13 protein-coding genes are annotated in these 17,749 nt (G+C 68.4%); 7 read left to right on the top strand and 6 right to left on the bottom strand.

Features of this window, described 5'->3' with window-relative positions:
- The first annotated feature begins 38 nt into the window (after positions 1-38).
- Complete coding sequence (locus EZ216_RS13160; RefSeq protein ID WP_135250239.1) at positions 39-2,177, top strand: FUSC family protein; 2,139 nt, start codon at positions 39-41, stop codon at positions 2,175-2,177.
- Between the two features lie 98 nt (positions 2,178-2,275).
- On the opposite strand, the gene EZ216_RS13155 is transcribed toward EZ216_RS13160, so the two are convergent.
- Complete coding sequence (locus EZ216_RS13155) at positions 2,276-3,439, bottom strand: mandelate racemase/muconate lactonizing enzyme family protein (RefSeq protein WP_135250238.1); 1,164 nt, start codon at positions 3,437-3,439, stop codon at positions 2,276-2,278.
- Between the two features lie 103 nt (positions 3,440-3,542).
- On the opposite strand from EZ216_RS13155, the gene EZ216_RS13150 reads away from it, so the two are divergent.
- Positions 3,543-4,448: a LysR substrate-binding domain-containing protein gene (locus EZ216_RS13150; protein ID WP_135250237.1), complete on the top strand. Its 906-nt coding sequence runs from the start codon at positions 3,543-3,545 to the stop codon at positions 4,446-4,448.
- A gap of 9 nt (positions 4,449-4,457) precedes the next feature.
- On the opposite strand, the gene EZ216_RS13145 is transcribed toward EZ216_RS13150, so the two are convergent.
- On the bottom strand, positions 4,458-5,798 hold the full coding sequence (locus tag EZ216_RS13145; RefSeq protein ID WP_135250236.1) for a dicarboxylate/amino acid:cation symporter: 1,341 nt from the start codon (positions 5,796-5,798) through the stop codon (positions 4,458-4,460).
- A gap of 206 nt (positions 5,799-6,004) precedes the next feature.
- On the opposite strand from EZ216_RS13145, the gene EZ216_RS13140 reads away from it, so the two are divergent.
- Together EZ216_RS13140 and EZ216_RS13135 are read left to right on the top strand one after the other, a co-directional pair.
- Positions 6,005-6,295 carry a DUF2845 domain-containing protein gene (locus EZ216_RS13140; RefSeq protein WP_167772891.1) on the top strand — a complete coding sequence of 97 codons (291 nt, stop codon included), beginning with the start codon at positions 6,005-6,007 and terminating at the stop codon, positions 6,293-6,295.
- Positions 6,276-6,866, top strand: coding sequence for a cytochrome b (locus EZ216_RS13135; protein ID WP_338050547.1), 591 nt, complete (start codon positions 6,276-6,278; stop codon positions 6,864-6,866). The genes EZ216_RS13140 and EZ216_RS13135 overlap by 20 nt, the downstream gene beginning before the upstream one ends.
- A 5-nt stretch (positions 6,867-6,871) precedes the next feature.
- Here EZ216_RS13135 and EZ216_RS13130 read toward each other — a convergent pair whose 3' ends face one another.
- Positions 6,872-7,846 carry an MlaD family protein gene (locus tag EZ216_RS13130; protein ID WP_135250234.1) on the bottom strand — a complete coding sequence of 325 codons (975 nt, stop codon included), beginning with the start codon at positions 7,844-7,846 and terminating at the stop codon, positions 6,872-6,874.
- Between the two features lie 43 nt (positions 7,847-7,889).
- Positions 7,890-9,218 carry an MFS transporter gene (locus EZ216_RS13125; protein ID WP_135250233.1) on the bottom strand — a complete coding sequence of 443 codons (1,329 nt, stop codon included), beginning with the start codon at positions 9,216-9,218 and terminating at the stop codon, positions 7,890-7,892.
- A gap of 325 nt (positions 9,219-9,543) precedes the next feature.
- On the opposite strand from EZ216_RS13125, the gene EZ216_RS13120 reads away from it, so the two are divergent.
- The 3 genes from EZ216_RS13120 (at position 9,544) to fusA (ending at position 16,022) form a co-directional block, all read left to right on the top strand.
- On the top strand, positions 9,544-13,242 hold the full coding sequence (locus EZ216_RS13120; protein WP_135250232.1) for a pilus assembly protein: 3,699 nt from the start codon (positions 9,544-9,546) through the stop codon (positions 13,240-13,242).
- 186 nt (positions 13,243-13,428) lie between these two features.
- Positions 13,429-13,848, top strand: coding sequence for a hypothetical protein (locus EZ216_RS13115; RefSeq protein WP_135250231.1), 420 nt, complete (start codon positions 13,429-13,431; stop codon positions 13,846-13,848).
- A 116-nt stretch (positions 13,849-13,964) separates the two neighbouring features.
- Entirely contained in the window at positions 13,965-16,022 is a 2,058-nt protein-coding gene (gene fusA, locus EZ216_RS13110) for an elongation factor G (RefSeq protein ID WP_135250230.1), read from the top strand.
- Between the two features lie 160 nt (positions 16,023-16,182).
- Here the strand turns inward: fusA and EZ216_RS13105 are convergent, their stop codons facing one another.
- A complete protein-coding gene (locus EZ216_RS13105) occupies positions 16,183-17,064 on the bottom strand; it encodes a hypothetical protein (protein ID WP_135250229.1) in 882 nt (293 codons plus the stop codon).
- A gap of 85 nt (positions 17,065-17,149) precedes the next feature.
- Positions 17,150-17,518, bottom strand: coding sequence for a response regulator (locus tag EZ216_RS13100; RefSeq protein ID WP_205959677.1), 369 nt, complete (start codon positions 17,516-17,518; stop codon positions 17,150-17,152).
- Between the last annotated feature and the right edge of the window lie 231 nt (positions 17,519-17,749).

The following is a 17,749-nucleotide window of genomic DNA, read 5'->3' as shown; positions in this document are numbered from 1 at the left end:
GCCGCACGCGCCGTGTGCGCGTTGCACAATGCGCTTCGATGCGATTGCACGACGCCCCTTCGGCATTGCGCCGGGCCGCGCGGGTCCTACTGAGCTCGTATTTCACCAACGGCCTGGCGACGGCGCTCGGCATCCCGTTCGCGGCGGCCGTGGTGCACGCGCTGTTCGGTCCGCAGGCGGCCGCCACGGCGACGGTCGCCGTCATCGTCGCCACGCCGCCGGACCAGGTCGCGCCCCGGCGCGGCAAGCTCGCGCAGCTGTTGCCGGCAGCCCTGCTGTCCATCCCCGTCTTCTTCGCCGTGCAGGCCGTGCGCGCGGACGCCGTGTTCCTCACCGTCGTGCTGGTCGCCGTCACGTTCGTTTCGTTTCTCGGCGGGGCCTGGGGCCGGCGGGGCTTGCCGATCTCCATCGCCCTCATGCTCGCGATGGTGTTCTCGCTGGCGGTGCCGGCGCAGCCGGGCCTGCACGCCGAGGCGATGTCCACTTTCCATTTCGCGCTGGGCATCGCCATCTACCTGGTGTACGCGGTGGCCGTCAACGCGGCATTGAACGGCACCTACCGCAGGCTGGTGCTCGTCGATTCGCTGTTGCTGACCTCGCGCCTCATGCGGATGCAGGCGCGCCAGTTCAAGGCGCAGGGCGGCGACGCGGCGTTCCTGGCCGGCCTGATCAAGCTGCAGGCGGGCCTGGCCGACCAGCTGCAGGTCGCGCGCAACGTGCTGCTGGAATCGCCGGGCACGCGCGAGCGCCAGCAGCGCGCCGCGATGCTGCTGCAGATCCTGGACATGCGCGACCACCTGGCCGCCTGCATCCTGGACCTCGACACGCTCAAGCGCGACGAGTCGCAGCGGCCGTTCCTGCAATCGCTGGGCGCGGAGATCGATTCGCTGGCGCACGAGGTCGAGGCGCTGGCCGACGCGCTGCTGCTTCGCCGGCTGCCGGAGCCTTTCGAGCGCTCGCCGGCCACGCCGCCGGAAGGCAGCAGCCTGCTGGCGCGGTCGGTGGCGGGACGCGTGCGCCACATCCACGAGGAAGTCGAGCGGCTGGTGGGCCTGGCGCGCCGCGAGCGCGAGCCCGACGTCGCTTTCGTGCGCACCGCGTGGCAGCTTTTCGTGAGCCCGGCGGCGTGGTCGTGGAAGCCTTTCACGCAGCTGTGGCAGCGGGACGCGCCGCCGCTGCGCCACGCCATCCGCGCCGCGCTGGCCATCGGCGTGGGCCAGGCCGTCGCGCTGATGCTGCCGTGGGGCACGCACGACTACTGGATCCTGCTCACCATCACCGTCGTGCTGCGCGGCAGCTTCGCTCAGACGATCGAGCGCCGCAACAGCCGCGTGGCGGGCACCTTCCTCGGCTGCGTCATCGCCGCGGCACTGCTGTATGCCAACACGCCCGCGTCCGTGCTGCTGGGCACCGTCACCCTCGCGCAGGCGCTGGCGCACGCGTTCGCCGTCCGGCGCTACCTGGTCACGGCGGTCGCGGCGACCGTGCTGGCGCTGCTGCAGGCGCACCAGCTGAACGCCACGGTCTCGCCGGTGTTCGAGATCGGCGAGCGCATCGGCGACACGCTGATCGGCGTCGCCATCGCGTGGCTCTTCAGTTACGTGCTGCCGTCGTGGGAACGCACCCAGATCCCCGCGCTGGTTTCACGCGCGCTGGGCGCCCAGGCGCGTCACGCGCGTGAGGCGCTGGCTCTGGGCCAGCTCACGGCGGTGGACAACCACACCGAGGCGGCGTGGCGCCTGGCCCGGCGCGAGGTGTACGACAGCCTGTCCGCGCTGGCGCAGGCCACCCAGCGCGCGGTGTCCGAGCCGCGTGCCGTGCGGCCGCCGCTGGAATCGCTGGAACGCGTGCTGGCCCTGAGCTACCAGCTGCTGGCGCAGCTCACGGCGGTGAAGACGATGCTGCTGCAGCGCCGCGACCGCCTGCGCATCGAGGACATCCGCGATTCGCTCGGCCAGGCGGCGGACCACATCTCGCTCGCCCTCGGCGGCCGTGAACCCGGCGAGCCCGGACGCGCCGTGGAAGAGCAGCCCGAGACGCCCATGGCCCTGCCGGACCCTTTCGAGCAGGACCTGACGCCGTGGCTGGCGCGGCGGCTGCAACTGGCCGCGGGCCTGGCGCGCAGCCTGGCGGCGGAGGCGGCGCAAACAGGCCCAGTCGAGCTCGATCGACCTTGATCGCCAGCAACTGGTTCACCGCGGCGTTGACCTGGGTGACGACCGGGGCGGGCGTCGCCGCGGGCATGTACAGGCTCGCGTGATTCGTCGCGGAAGTCTCAGGAGGCGAGCGCACGCATCTCGCGGATCAGGTCGGCCTTGCCCTCGAAGCCGATGCCGGGCAGATCGGGCATGGTGACGAAGCTGTTGTCCACCTTCACGCCGTCGGGGAAGCCGCCATACGGCTGGAACAGGTCCGGATAGGACTCGTTGCCGCCCAGGCCAAGGCCCGCGGCGATGTTCAGCGACATCTGGTGACCCCCATGGGGCACGCAGCGCGACGCCGACCAGCCGTGCTGTTTCAGCATGTCCAGCGTGCGCAGGTATTCGACCAGGCCGTACGACAGGGCGCAGTCGAACTGGAGCCAGTCGCGGTCGGGACGCATGCCGCCATAGCGGATGAGGTTGCGCGCGTCCTGCATGGAGAACAGGTTCTCTCCCGTGGCCATGGGATTGGTGTAGTAGCTGCGCAGGATGGACTGCAGCTCGTAGTCGAGCGGGTCGCCGGCTTCCTCGTACCAGAACAGGCCGTACTGCTGCAGCGCCTTCGCATAGGCGATGGCGGTGTCCATGTCGAAGCGGCCGTTGGCGTCCACGCACAGGCGCTGGCCGTCACCGAGGATGGACAGCACCGATTCGATGCGGCGCCGGTCCTCGGCCAGCGAGGCGCCGCCGATCTTCATCTTCACCACCGAGTAGCCGCGATCGAGGTAGCCGCGCATCTCGTTCTTCAGCTGCTCGTCGTCTTTCCCGGGGTAGTAGTAGCCGCCGGCCGCATAGACGAAGACCTTGCGCTTCACGGTGCCGTCGCCATGGCGGTCGGCCAGCAGCTGGAACAGCGGCTTGTTCTCGATCTTGGCGACGGCGTCCCAAACGGCCATGTCGATGGTGCCCATCGCGACCGAGCGCTCGCCGTGGCCGCCGGGCTTCTCGTTCCTGAACAGGGTGTCCCACACCTTGTGCGGGTCGATGACGCCGTTGGCGCCGAGCAGCGTGTCGGGCTTGGCTTCCATGATGCGGGGCAGGAAGCGCTCGCGCATCAGCTGGCCCTGGCCGTAGCGGCCGTTGGAGTTGAAGCCGTAGCCCACCACCGGCTTGCCGTCGCGGACCACGTCGGTGATCACGGCGACGAGGCTCAGCGTCATCTTGCTAAAGTCGATGTACGCGTTGCGGATCGGCGAGCTGATGGGAACGGTCTTTTCACGGATTTCGACGATCTTCATGGAGTGGAGGAGTCGGTTGGGACGACCTGCGATGTTCGTCGTCCGGCGGCAGGCTGCCCAATGCTCGTTTCGACTGATTTGATGCATTGGACGAACCGGAACCATGAAATTCGAGTTCACCTGGCTGGAAGATTTCCTGGCCTTGGCCGGCACGGGCAATTTCACCCGTGCGGCGCAAGAGCGGCACAGCTCGCAACCGGCGTTCAGCCGCCGGGTGCGGGCGCTGGAAGAATGGATCGGCGCACCGCTGGTGGACCGCAGCACGCAGCCGGCCCGGCTGACGGAGGCCGGCCGATGGTTCGGCGGCGTCGCGCAAGACCTGGTGGCCAGGATCGCGCGCCTCCCGGGCGAGGCCAGGCAGATCGAGGAGGCGAGTTCCGCCACGCTGCGCATCGCCAGCACGCACGCCTTGTCGTTCACGTTCGTTCCGCACTGGCTCCGTGCCCTCGAGGCGCAGCTGCCGCTGGGACCTGTCGCCCTGACCTCGGACGTGCTGGCGCGCTGCGAGGCGCAGATGCAGGAGGGCAAGGTCCACTTCGTCCTCGCACATGCGCACCCGCGGGTGCCGGGCTCGCTCGACGGCGATGCCTACCGCTCCGCGGTCATCGGGGGAGATGAGCTGGTCCCGGTGTCAAAGCCCGGCGCCGGTGGCCAGGCGCTCCATCGCCTGCGCAAAGCAGCGAAGGGGGACGTCCCCATGCTCGCGTACACCGAGGAGTCGGGCATGGGCAGGGTCGTCCGCGCGGTCCTCGGGCGAAGGCTGGACGCCGTTCGCTGCAACGTCGTGTTCACCGCGCACCTGGCTTCCGTCCTGCGGTCGATGGCGCTCGATGGCCGCGGGGTCGCCTGGCTGCCGCGCACGCTGGTGAAGGGCGACCTCGACGACGGAAGGCTGGTCGAAGCGGCGGGCAGCGACTGGATCGTCGGCCTGGACATCCGCCTCTACAGGCAGCGCGACGGCATCGGGCGCGTCGCGCAAGCCGTGTGGGACGCGTCTTCCCGCCTGTGACGGCGGACGCTACTTCGCCATGCGCGCGTCGAGCGCGGCGTTCACTTCCTCCGGCTCGTCGGTCTCGCCGGGAGCGGGGTGGTCCAGGCGGGACCGCAGGCGCTCCATGTCGAGGTCACCTGTCCATTTGGCGACGACGAGCGTCGCCACGGCGTTGCCGACCAGGTTGGTGAGGGCGCGCGCTTCCGACATGAAGCGATCGATGCCCAGGATCAGCGCCAGGCCCGCCACGGGCACATGCCCCACCGCGGACAAGGTCGCCGCCAGCACGATGAACCCGCTGCCGGTCACGCCGGCCGCGCCCTTGGACGTCAGCAGCAGGACCGCGAGCAGGGTGAGCTCCTGCGTCAGGGTCATGTGCGTGTTGGTGGCCTGCGCGATGAAGACCGCCGCCATGGTCAGGTAGATGCTGGTCCCGTCGAGGTTGAACGAATAGCCCGTCGGGATCACGAGGCCCACCGTCGTGCGGCGCGCTCCGAGGTTTTCCATCTTTTCCATCATGCGGGGCAGCACGGACTCGGACGAGGACGTTCCCAGCACGACCAGCAGTTCTTCCTTGATGTACTTGACCAGCTTCCAGACCGAGAACCCGTGGGCGCGCGCGATGAGGCCGAGAACCACGAAGACGAACAGGAGGCAGGTCGCGTAGAAGGTGGCCATCAGCTTGCCCAGCGAGAACAGCGAGCCCAGGCCGTACTTGCCGATCGTGAAGGCCATCGCGCCGAACGCACCGAGCGGGGCGAGCTTCATGATGAAGCCCACCATCGTGAACAGCACGTGCGAGCTCTTCTCCACCCAGTCGAAGACCAGGCTGCCGCGGCCGCCGAAGCGATGCAGGGCGAAGCCGAACAGCACGGCGATCAGCAGCACCTGCAGGATCTCGCCCTTCGCGAAGGCGTCGACGAGCGTTTCGGGAATGATGTGAAGCAGGAACTCGGTGGTGGTGCCCAGCTTCCCGGGCGCGGTGTAGGCCGCGATGCCCTTGGTGTCCAGCGTCGCCGGATCGACGTTCATGCCGTTGCCGGGACCGACGGCGTTGACCAGCACCAGTCCGATGATCAGCGAAATGGTGCTGACCACTTCGAAGTAGAGCAGCGCCAGGCCGCCAGTCTTGCCCACCTTCTTCATGTCGTCCATGCCCGCGATGCCGGTCACCACGGTGCAGAAGATGATCGGCGCGATCATCATCTTGATCAGCTTGATGAAGCCGTCTCCCAGGGGCTTCATCGCTTCGCCGAGGTCCGGCCGGAAGTGCCCGAGCAGGATTCCGACGACCACCGCGGTCAGGACCTGGACGTACAGCGAGCGGTACAACGGCTTGCGGCGGGTGTCTGCAACGGTGGAGGCCATGGGACGTCCTTCGACAAACGTGTCCCGCATGGTACGTCGCGCATCGCTTTCCTGGCGCTGCGCGCATTGCCGAGTGCGTTTCGCCGCGGCCGACCCGGGCGGAACGTTTGCCCGCCGCGCCGCGTCCAATGGCACACACGTCGCAGCCGCCTCCCATGCTCTGCCGCCATGCACTCGTGCTCGCTCTTCTCGGGGCGGCGCCCCTGATGGGGCGTGCCGAGTCGCTTCGATGCGCCGGCGGCAGTGTCGCCGAAGGCGATTCGCGGCTGTCGCTGGTCTACAAGTGCGGGCAGCCCGACGCGGCCGACACCTTCTGCGCACCGGTCTACTACGAAGGCACGGGCTTCATCGTCCCCGACCCCTGGGCGTCGCTGGCGGTTCCCTGCCAGGTCGTGGAGCAGTTCGTCTACGACCGCGGGCCGGGCCAGCTTCTCGCGACGGTCCACGTGCGCAACGGTATCGTGCAGTCCATTGCGTATGGCCGCGCACCGAGATGAGCCGGCGGGAACGGTCGCGATGGTGCCCTGGACGAACGACATCCGGCGATACGGGGCGGTCGCCATGCTCCTGCATTGGGGAATGGCGATCCTGCTCGCCGGCCTCCTGATCCTCGGCCTCTACATGGTGGCGCTGCCGGATGCGGGCTACGACCGCCGCAAGATCACGCTCATCCTCGTGCACAAGGCCGTGGGCATGCTGGCGCTGGGCTTGGTGCTGGTGCGCGCCGCGTGGCGCACCGCGAACCCGCTCCCCGCATTCGCGGCCGGGCTGCCGGGCTGGCAGCAGGTCGCCGCGCGTGTCGTCCACTTGTGCTTCTACGCACTGATGCTGGCGCTGCCGCTGACCGGCTGGCTGATGTCGTCCGCGGGCGGTTACCCGGTTCCGGTCTTCGAGTGGTTCAACGCGCCGGACCTGATCGCCACCGACGAGCACCTGTTCCGCGCGCTGATCGCCCTGCACCGCTGGCTGGCCTATGCGCTCGTGGTGCTGCTGGCCCTGCACGCGGGCGCCGCCCTTTGGCATCACTTCGCCAGGCGCGACGACACCTTGCGCAAGATGCTGCCCTGAGCACCTCAGTGGCAGGTGCCCGCGACCGTGCGTGTCGCGCGGCGGCCCCAGATCAGGCTGGACGGGTTGTCGCGGATGTTCGCGGCGGCGACGTTCATCGTCAGCAGCAGGTCGTCGGCCTGCCGCAATTCCTGCATGGTTTGCGGCAGCACCTGCGTTTCCATTGAGCGCATCACGCGGTCGCCCGATTCGACCAGGGGCCCGAGGCCCGCGCTTGCTGTCTCTACGTTGTGCAGCGCGAGATTCGCCGTGCCCGCCACGCCGTCGAAACGCAGCAGGGTTTCCTGCGCCTGCGGCAGGACGCGGTCCTGGAGCGTGCCGAGCGCGCGGTCGCCGGACTGCAGCAGCGGGCCCAGCCTGCCGCTGGCCTTCTCGGTGTTCGCGATGATCGCGCGCAGCCGGGCGTCGTTCGAGGCCAGGCTGCCGCTCACCTGCTCCACGTGGCCGGCGGTGGCCTTGAGCGCCGCCACCGTCCGCGCGTCCAGCGTCTGCTGCAGCAACGCCATCATCGATTGCATGCTGGCGTTGAGCTGGTTCACCGAGTAGTCGAGGCTGGCGGATCGCACCGGCGCTGTCGCGATGCGTGGGTAGGGCTCGCCCGGCGGGATCGGCAGAGCGGCGCCGCCGGCCGCGGCGTCCTCGAGGCTGACGTAGACGTAGCCGGTGAAGCCGCGTGCGGCGATGCCGCGCCCCGTGATCGTCGCGACGGTGGCTGTCGTCACCGGTGCGTCGCGACGGACGCGCAGCAGCACCTGCACGGTCCGGGGATCCAGCAGGCGCACGTCATGGACCTGGCCGACCTCGACGCCATGGAATTCGACGGGCGCGCCCGTGATCAGGCCCGACACCGGCTCGCCGGTGCGCAGCTCATAGGTGACCGTGCCTGCGCGGCCCGAGAGAAAGAGCCCGGCGGCGGCGGCACAGGCGAGCAGGATGGCGAGGAACACATACCAGGCAAGTCTCTCGTTCGCGCGGTCCATGGCTGCTCCTTGCTGCTGCGGCGGTGCACGCCACCACACGCCATCAGGCGAATTCCTGCGAGATGTCCTTGTGCGTGTAGTCCTGCAGCGCGAGCGTGGCCGCGATGCTGATCGCGGCGCAGACGAAGATGTAGGCCGCCACTGCCCAGCCCGTGCCGTAGCGGGCCAGCAGGGCCGTCGCGATCAGCGGCGCCGGCCCGCCGGCGATGATGGACGCGAGCTGGTAGCCCAGGGATGCCCCGCTGTAACGCAGGCGAGGGGTGAAGCTCTCGGCGATCAGCGCGGCCTGCGGGCCGTACATCATGTCGTGCGGCACCAGGGACAGCACGATGGCCAGGAACACCAGCCCCGCGCTGCCGCTGTCCAGCAGGCCGAAATAGACGAAGCCGTACACCGCCGTGACGAGCGCGCCCAGCAGGTACACGCGCTTGCGGCCCCACAGGTCGGAGAAGTGGCCGAAGGCCGGGATGGTGAGGAACGACAGCAGCGATGCGCACATCACCGCGGCCAGCAGGAAGTCGCGCGAGAGGTGCAGGCGCGTGGTGCCATAGGCGAACACGAAGGCCGTGAAGACGTAGAAGGGGGCCTGCTCGCCCATGCGGGCCAGCGCCGCGAGCAGGATCACCCGCGGCTGGCGGCGGATCACTTCCACCATGGGCTGCTTCTCGATGCGCTTTTCCCGCAGCAGGCGCGAGAACACCGGCGTCTCCAGGATCTGCAGCCGGATGTACAGCCCCACGGCGACCAGCACGATGCTCAGCGCGAACGGGATGCGCCAGCCCCAGGTGGTGAACGCCGGCCCGGACAGCGCGCTCGAGGCGAACACCACCAGGTTGGCGAGGAACAGGCCGGCCGGCACGCCGAACTGCGGCCAGGAGGTGGTGAACCCGCGGTGATGGTCGTTGCGCGTCCACTCCATCGCCAGCAGCACCGAGCCGCCCCATTCGCCGCCCACGCCGATCCCCTGGATGAAGCGCAGCAGCGTCAGCAGCACCGCACCCCAGATGCCGATCTGCGCATAGGTGGGGACGAAGGCGACCAGGAAGGTCGCGATGCCCATCAGCAGCAGCGTGGCGATCAACGTGGACTTGCGGCCGATGCGGTCGCCGTAGTGGCCGAAGATCGCCGCGCCCACCGGCCGGGCGATGAAGCCCACCGCGTAGACCAGGAAAGCCTGCAGCGTGCCCGTGAGCGGGTCGGCGGTGGGGAAGTACAACCTGGCGAACACCAGCCCGGTGACGATGCTGTACAGGAAGAAGTCGTACCACTCGATGGTGGTGCCGACGGTGCTTGCGATCACGGCGCGGCGCAGCTGCGTGCGCTCGTCGTTGGCGGACAGGACGGCTGCCTGCCCGGCGGTGAGGGTGGCCATACGCACCTCCTTGTCGGTCAGTGCTTTGGATAGCGCGGCTTGCCGGGGAGTTCTAGCTCGGCAGGGCTAGGAGGAACCCTTGCATCGGCAGAAGGGGATGGCGGACACGGCTTCTGCTGGACAGTGACGGCGGACCACCATGGATTGCTGATGTCGCGTTCAGGATCATTGCTGTCGCAGGTCTTGGATGCCGATGGCGCTCTGGATATTTCAAACAGGTCGAGATTTGGTCGTTGCTTTCAATGCAACGGTCTCAAAGGCAACGGACCTAACTCGACAGGATTCCTAGACTCCACTGCGTTTCCAACAAGGGGGAGGCGCGCAGATGGTATTGACCGGACCCAATCGCGTGGCGCTGGCCTGCGGCGTGATGCTGGCGGCCACCGCGCAGTCACCAGCTTTGGCCGTGAACGTGGCGACCGAGCCGCTGTTCACGGGCTCGGCCGGCGCCAAGCCGAACCTGATGTTCATCCTGGACGATTCGTACAGCATGTCATGGGAGTGGATGCCCGAGGCGTCGGTCATCTTCGGGCATCGCCGCTACGGGCGGCGCGCTTCGCAGTGCAACGGGGTGGCCTACAACCCGACCATCAAGTACGTTCAGCCGTACAACGCCGACGGCACCCAGGCTCCGGCGGCTTCCACGAGCGTCTTCGTGCCCAACCCGCTCACGCAGACGACCACGCCGCGCGCCATCAATCCGGTGGGGGCCATTCCCACTTCCTCGCCGGGGCCCGGCCCGGGCACGATGGTGGTCACGGTGCCCGGCGCGCCGGGGGCGATGGGCAGCGTCGGCTGGTACACCACCGGTACCCGTGTGACGGTGTACCAGACCGGCGATTCCAGCCGCTTCATCGCCGGTGACGTCCAGTCGTGGGACGCCGGCACCGGCAAGCTGACGATGAACCTCACCGAGGCGACGATCGTGGGCACCGGTTCCCTCAATCCCGCCGTCGTGGCGCTGGGCGAGCCCGCCTACGACACGTACAACGTCTACACGGCCACCCCGGGCAGCAGCAACTACTTCGATCCGCTGAGCTTCATCTACGACGCCTGGGGCAACCCGCAGTACGGCGACTGGCCGAACTCGTTCACGTACCAGTGTTCCGCCTACCTCGGCACGGAGCCGGGCAAGTCGGTGTTCACGACGGTGCAGGTCAAGCCCGGCGACACCCAGGCGCAGAACTACGCCAACTGGTACCAGTACTACCGCAATCGCATGTCGATGATGAAGTCGGCGCTGAGCCAGGCGTTCGTCTCCATGAACGACAGCTACCGCGTCGGCTACAGCACCATCAGCAGCGACCGCGCGGTGGAAGGCAAGAACTTCGTCGACATCCGCGACTTCGACGTGGCCCAGAAGAAGAAGTTCTTCAACGCCTTCAACGGCGCGGTGCCGATGGGCGACACGCCGCTGCGCGGCGCGCTGTCCAAGGCGGGCCAGTACTACGCCAACAAGGCCTATGGCCAGACCAGCGACCCGGTGCAGTACTCGTGCCAGCGCAACTACACGATCCTGTCCACCGACGGCTACTGGACTTACGGCGGCGAGAACCAGCGGGGCACACCCAAGTACGGCCCGTATGGCCTCGACGGCAAGAACGTGGGAGACGTGGACGGCAGCGATCCGGTGATGTTCCCGAGGCCCATGACGGACGCCAGCAAGAGCGCGGACACGCTGGCGGACATCGCGGGCTACTATTACAAGACCGACTTGCGCGACAGTTCCTGGAACAACTGCACCGGCGCCATTGCCGGCGTGGACGTCTGCAAGAACAACGTTCCGCCGGAGAAGGTCCCCACCGATCCCAAGAAGTGGGGTGGCGCCTACGGCGACACGATCGTCACGCAGCACATGACCACGTTCACGCTCGGCCTCGGCGTGAACGGCCGGCTGAAATACAACCGCGCCTACGAGACCAGCACCACGGGCGACTTCGCCGACATCCTGAGCGGCAAGGCCAGCTGGCCGGCCATCACCAGCGACAACCGTCCCGAGCAGGTCGACGACCTCTGGCACACCGCCATCAACGGCCGCGGCAAGTACTTCAGCGCGGGCGACCCGGCCGCGCTGGTGACCAGCCTGCGCACCGCGCTGGACACGGTGAAGGCCGTCACCACCGGCGCGGGCGCGAGCGCGGCCACCAGTTCGCTGCAGCCGGTGGTGGGCAACAACGACATCTTCGTCGGCCAGTTCACCTCGGGCACCTGGACCGGTGACGTCCTCTCCTACAAGATCGATCCGGTCACCGGCGAGATCGACGCGGCGCCCACCTGGTCGGCCCAGGCGCAGCTGGAGGCCAAGGCGCCGTCCTCGCGCAACATCTACTTTGCCTCGCCAAAGTCGAAGGCGCTCAAGCCCTTCCAGCGTGGGCAGCTCAACAGCGACGGCCTGCTGGACAAGTTCTCGGATTTCTGTGCCGGGGGCGACAAGAAGGCCGCCAGCGGCGCGCCGTCGCCGGAGCAGTGCCTGGGCATGAGCGCTTCCGACCAGACGCTCGCCAACGACCCGGCCAACCTCATCGCGTACCTGCGCGGCGACCAGACCAAGCCGTACTACCGCTCCCGCAAGAAGATCCTGGGGGACATCGTCGATGCCTCGCCGCTGTTCATCGGCCAGCCGCCTTTCAAGTACCCCGACGCTTCGTACAAGAAGTTTGCGGCGGCGGCCCGCACCGCGGTCGTTCTCGCCGCCGCGAACGACGGCATGCTGCATGCCTTCGATCGCGGCAACGGATCGGAGCTGTGGGCGTTCATCCCGACCGAGGTGCTCGGCAAGCTGTACATGCTGGCCGACAACGGCTACAGCTCCAACCACAAGTACTTCGTCGACGGCTCGCCGGCGATGGGCGACATCTACGCGAGCGGCGGGGCCAAGCCCGGCTGGAAGACCATCGTCGTGGGCGGCCTCAACGCGGGCGGCCGCAGCTACTACGCGCTGGACGTCACCGACCCGGAGAACCCGCAGCTGCTGTGGGAATTCACCAACCCCAACCTGGGCCTGAGTTTCGGCAACCCGATCATCACCAAGCAGGCCGACGGCCGCTGGGTCGTCGCCTTCAGCTCAGGCTACAACAACGTCAGCCCCGGCGACGGCAACGGCCACCTGTTCATCGTCGATGCCAACGACGGCACGCTGCTGCAGGACATCCAGACCTACACCGCCACTGGTGTCGGCGCGGGCAACCCGACCACCCCCAGCGGGCTGGCGCGCCTGAGCGCCTGGGTGGACACGGAATACGACAACCACGCGCTGCGCTTCTACGGCGGCGACCTGAACGGCAACGTCTGGCGCTTCGACACCGACGGCCTGGTGGAGCCCAAGAAGGCGGCCCTGCGCATGGCCGTGCTCACGTCGCCGGGCGGCGCGCCGCAACCGGTCACCACCAAGCCGGTGCTGGCCGAAGTCCGATCGGCCGGCGCGCTGTACCCGGTCGCTTATTTCGGCACGGGCCAATACCTCGGGGTGGACGACCTCTCCACCACGGCGGTGCAGTCGCTCTACGCGATCCGCGACCCGCTGGCGGACCTGCCCCACGGCGAAGTCCGCAAGAACTCGCGCTTCGTCGAGCAGGTGCTGACCGACGGCATCGACCCGGCGAGCAAGGTGGCGGTGAAGCTGGTCACCAACAAGCCGGTGGACTGGACCAAGGCGGATGGCTGGCGCATCGATTTCATCACGCCGGGCGAGCGGGTGTTCACCAATCCGATCATCCTGCTGAACTCCATCTACGTGGCCACGAACATCCCGAGCAAGGACGCGTGCGTGGCCGGCGGGTCGTCGTTCCTCTACACGTTCGACATCGCCACCGGCTCGTCCAGCGGCCCCGCCGGCATCTCCAACGGCAACTACATGCTGATGGGCATAGCCGCGCTGCAGCTGCAGTCGCCGGGCGACGGCAAGCCCGGGAGGCGCATCATCCTCGGCACGCGGTCGGACAGCACGTTCATGGAGCAGCCGGCTTCGCCGGGCAAGGCGCCCGGCGGCCTCAAGCGCGACTCGTGGCGCCAGATCATCAAGTAGGCCGGTGCGCGCGATCCCCTTGCACTGCAGGGCTCGTCCGTTGGCGTTCTTCGTGGACCATCATGGGCCCCCCGGTCGCCTCGTATCGGAGCCGCCGGGAGTGGCTGGAGGTGCGCAATGAAGGATGAGGGCGTCGTGTCGTGAGAACGCTGCTAAGCTCGCGCCCCCCAACACGCATCCATTCGCATGACTGACACCGTGCCCCACGGCGGGCGCCAAGCACTTTCCCTTGCCGCGTCGACGCTGCTGCTGGCCACGCTGGCCTTTGCGGCCTGGATGGCGCTCGACTTTGGCTCCGATGCGCGCGATGTCGTGCTGCTCGCGGGCATCGCGCTCGTCGTGCTGGCCGCCGTGCCGCTGCTGGCGGCGGTGCGCGGGTCACTGCGCTGGGCGGCCGGCGCGTATGCGCTGGGAACACTCGCTGCGCTGGCCTGCTTCGCGGTGGGAATGGCCCGCGAACTCGACCTGGATGACGGGCCCGATGAGCCTGGTTCGGGCGAGGCGGTGCAGCGAGTCGCGTCGGCAGGACGGGAAAGCGCGGACTTGCTCCACGCGGCCGATCGCCACGCCCCCGGAGCACACCGGCAGCGCCACAGCAAGGACTGACGGACTGCGCTCCACCGGGACGGTGGCGGCTGCTCGGCGTCGAGAGCAAGGGCAAGGGCCACGGCGCGGCGACTCCGGACGACAATGCGCCGGACGTTCCGCGAAAGGAGTGCCTGATGGCTGCCCATCGTGACGTGAGTTCCCGGCGTACCCTGGCCCTGGTGGGGCCCAGCGGTGCAGGCAAGACCAGCCTGGCCGAAGCCCTGCTGTGGAAGGCGGGGGTGCTGGGTTCGCCCGGCAGCGTGGAAAAGGGCAGCACCGTCTCGGACTGGGACCCGCTGGAGAAACGGGCGCTGCGCTCGCTCAACGCCAGCCTGTTGCACTTCGAGCACGGCGGCATCACCACCTACCTGATCGACACGCCCGGCGCGCCCGATGGCCTGGGCCAGTCGCTGCCGGCGCTGGACGCCGTGGAGTCGGTCGCGGTGGTCATCAACGCCACCGCCGGCATCGAGCCGATGGCGGTGCGCATGATGCAGTGGGCCAAGGACCGCGATCGCGACCGGCTGGTGGTGGTCAACCGCATCGACACACCGGGCGCGGACCTGCCGGCACTGCTGGAGCAGATCCAGGCCACGTTCGGCAAGGAGTGCCTGCCCGTCAACCTGCCGGTGCAGGGCGGCGCGGCCGTGGCCGACTGCTTCTGGTCGCGCGAGGGCAGCGGGCCGCCGCCGGACTTCGGGTCGGTGGACAGCGCGCATCGCGCGCTGGTCGAGCAGGTGGTCGAGGTCGATGCGGCTTTCGTCGAGCGCTACCTCAACGACGGCGACGTCGATCCTGCCGAGCTGCATGCGCCGCTGGAGCAGGCGCTGCGCGAGGGGCACCTGGTCCCCGTCTGCTTCGTCTCCGCGCGCACGGGCGCGGGGGTGGACGAGTTGCTGGCCGTCATCGAGCGGCTGCTGCCGGACGCCACCGAGTCGAACCCGCCGGTGTTCCTGGACGGCAAGGGCGAGGACGCGCGGCCCATCGGGACAGCGCCTGACCCGCAGGCGCACGTGCTCGGGCATGTGTTCAAGGTGACGCAGGACCCGTACGTGGGCAAGCTGGGGATCGTGCGAATCCACCAGGGCACCGTCACGCGCGACAGCCAGCTGTTCGTGGGGGATGGCCGCCGCCCTTTCAAGGTGGGCCACCTCTTCCGGTTGCAGGGCAACAAGCTGGCGGAGGTGTCCAGGGCGGTGCCGGGCGACCTGTGCGCCATCGGGAAGGTGGAGGAGCTGCACTTCGACGCGGTGCTGCACGATGCCGCCGAGGACGTGTCCATGAAACCGCGGCAGTTCCCGGTGCCCGTGCACGGGCTGGCGCTGGAGCCAAGGCGGCGCGGCGACGAGCAGCGACTGCACGACCTCCTGCAGAAGCTGGTGAGCGAAGACCCGTGCCTGCGCATCGGGCAGGCGACCGGCACCCACGAGACGGTGGTGTACGGCCTGGGGGAGCAGCACTTGCGCACGCTCCTCACCCGCATCGTCGATGTGCACGGGTGCCAGGTCGACACCCGCCCGCCTCGCATCGCCTACCGCGAGACGGTGACCACCGCCGCGGAAGGCCATCACCGGCACAAGAAGCAGACCGGCGGCGCCGGGCAGTTCGGCGAGGTGTTCCTGCGCATAGAGCCGCTGCCGCGCGGGACCGGTTTCGAGTTCGTCGACGCGGTGCGCGGCGGCGCGATCCCGGGCAACTTCATGCCCGCGGTGGAGAAGGGCGTGCGCCAGGCGATGGACCAGGGCGTGATCGCCGGCCATCCCGTCGTGGACCTGAAGGTGATCGTGTACGACGGCAAGCACCACCCGGTCGACAGCAAGGAGATCGCGTTCGTGACGGCCGGGCGCAAGGCGCTGGTGGCGGCCGTGCAGGCGGCGCAGCCCCTGGTGCTGGAGCCCTTCGTCGAGGTGGAGGTGAGCGTGCCCGAGCAGAACCTGGGCGACGTCACCGGCGACCTGGCGTCGCGCCGCGCGCAGGTCACCGGCACGCTCTCCGCGGCGCAGGGGCGCCTGGGCATCCTGGCGCTGGCGCCGCTGTCCGAGCTGTCCAGCTACCAGACGCGGCTGGATTCGCTCACGGGTGGGCAGGGCACGTACACGCTGGCGCCCAGCCACTACGAGCCGGTGCCGCCTGCCGTGCAATCGACTCTGGTCGCGCAGTACCGGCCGAAGGAGGAGGTTGCCGCGGCCTGACCGGCGAGCCGGCTGTTGCCTCGCGCAGGCAACTTCTCGAGGCGGTGGCGTTTGCCATCCGATCCCGGATTCCCGGCGCCATGGTCGATTCGATCACGTCCGACAGCCGAACGGGCACCATTCCGTTCGGGTCATCTTGCGCAACGGGATCGAGGTGGCGCTAGCGAGGCATCCAGACGCGGTGATCCAGCCGGGTGCCGCCGGTTTCTGAAAGGCGCTGCACGCGCGCGCCCTGGATGCGCCAGAGATCCGCGGCTCCCCCGGTCCGGCGAAAGTCGACAGCGAAGCTGTCGTAAGACAGTTCGCCGGGCAGTTGATAGGGCGTCGTGATCCGGTAGGTCAGATAAGCGCTGTTCGCGCCTACGCCACCGCCGAGCAGGCGCCAGCCATCAATGGCATGCAGCCATTCATAGAAGCGCCGCTCGCGTTCGAATTCTCGACGATAGGCGTCGACGACGGACGGCTCGCTCGTTGGATCGCCCCGCAGCCGCTGGTAGCAGGCAGCATCCCGGCAGGCGAGCACGGCCAGCCGATAGCGCTCCCAATCGGCGGCGAGGTGGCGCATCAGGCCGTCGTCGGAGGGCAGGCCCAGCGCGTCGAAGTCCTGCTGATGGAAACCGAGGGCGTGCAGACGCGCATCTTCACGTTCGACCTTTGACGTGTCGCTGCAAAAAAGTTCGAACAGCGAGCGGTCGCGGCGTTTCGCGAAAACCAGCACGGCGCCCTCGTCCCCGGCTGCGGCGTCGCCATCCGGTCCATGCAAGCCGCTATACCTTCCCGACTCGATCGATACGACGGGGCCGGCTGAGCCCTTGAGAACACGCAGCACAGCTATTTGCGTCGTCCTCTTCAAGTTCGAGAACGTGCCAGGCGCGGCGCGGCTTTCCCGGTGCATGACTTTCCCGACCAGGACGACGTCGGCCGCCTCGAACTGTTCCTGCGTGCTGCGTCGCTCGCATTCCAGCGCGTGCACCGGAAAGGTGGCCACAAGCATGACCCAGGCGATGGCGAGTGCGGTCGAAGTCAGGCGTCGGGAAGTCACGTCATCCTCCGTAAGGCTCGATGCTCAACTGGTTCCGCATGAGGCGTTGATCCGGAACACACACTGCTCAGAGGAGGCGGATGGCCTAGAGCGGACAGTCCCTTTCGCGGCCGAGGCTGGCCAGGATGGACAGCACGCGCTGGGCATGGGGCTTGGCGACGAAGTGCTCGACACCCGCCTCGATGGCCTGCTCGTAACAGAGGTGGCGTGGCAACCCGGTGAATGCGATGCAAACGGTATCGGGGGAGTCCCGCCGTATCCGCCGGCACGCTTCCAGGCCATCCATGTTTTTCAGGCGCAGATCCAGGACCACGGCCTGCGGCCGGAGAAGCTGGACGATCTCCGGCAGCTCCAGGCCATGTCCCGCGGTCAGCACCTGGTGGCCGTCGCTTTGGATGAGCATCGAAAGCGTGGTCAGGAGATCGGCGTTGTCGTCTGCAAGGGCTACGAGCACGCGCCGAACTTTAGTGGGTGAAGATGCCACCCCGATATTGGAAGCAGCACACGGTGTGCGCAGGCGCACCGTGCAGTTGCATCGCTACTTCGGCTCTCCATCCCGGGGTCCACGCTCGCGCAGCCGCTGCACGATGGACTCTCGCGTGGCACGCATCTCGGCGGCGAAGGGGTTGCTGGTGTCGGCCGCGACCTCGTCGATGACCTTCAGCGCCTCCTGCGGGCGGCCCAG

It is taken from the genome of Ramlibacter humi, from assembly GCF_004681975.1.
GTDB classification, from domain to species: Bacteria; Pseudomonadota; Gammaproteobacteria; order Burkholderiales; family Burkholderiaceae_C; genus Ramlibacter; species Ramlibacter humi.
The sequence above is the reverse complement of the archived record's forward strand: the minus strand, read 5'-3'. Positions and strand labels throughout refer to the sequence as shown.

Coding starts and splice junctions, on each gene's coding strand:
- EZ216_RS13140 (WP_167772891.1), top strand. CDS start 6,005: ATGGGGCGTGCCGAGTCGCTTCGATGCGCCGGCGGCAGTGTCGCCGAA.
- EZ216_RS13145 (WP_135250236.1), bottom strand. CDS start 5,798: ATGGCCTCCACCGTTGCAGACACCCGCCGCAAGCCGTTGTACCGCTCG.
- EZ216_RS13120 (WP_135250232.1), top strand. CDS start 9,544: ATGGTATTGACCGGACCCAATCGCGTGGCGCTGGCCTGCGGCGTGATG.
- EZ216_RS13155 (WP_135250238.1), bottom strand. CDS start 3,439: ATGAAGATCGTCGAAATCCGTGAAAAGACCGTTCCCATCAGCTCGCCG.
- fusA (WP_135250230.1), top strand. CDS start 13,965: ATGGCTGCCCATCGTGACGTGAGTTCCCGGCGTACCCTGGCCCTGGTG.
- EZ216_RS13150 (WP_135250237.1), top strand. CDS start 3,543: ATGAAATTCGAGTTCACCTGGCTGGAAGATTTCCTGGCCTTGGCCGGC.
- EZ216_RS13125 (WP_135250233.1), bottom strand. CDS start 9,218: ATGGCCACCCTCACCGCCGGGCAGGCAGCCGTCCTGTCCGCCAACGAC.
- EZ216_RS13130 (WP_135250234.1), bottom strand. CDS start 7,846: ATGGACCGCGCGAACGAGAGACTTGCCTGGTATGTGTTCCTCGCCATC.
- EZ216_RS13135 (WP_338050547.1), top strand. CDS start 6,276: ATGGCCGCGCACCGAGATGAGCCGGCGGGAACGGTCGCGATGGTGCCC.
- EZ216_RS13160 (WP_135250239.1), top strand. CDS start 39: ATGCGATTGCACGACGCCCCTTCGGCATTGCGCCGGGCCGCGCGGGTC.
- EZ216_RS13115 (WP_135250231.1), top strand. CDS start 13,429: ATGACTGACACCGTGCCCCACGGCGGGCGCCAAGCACTTTCCCTTGCC.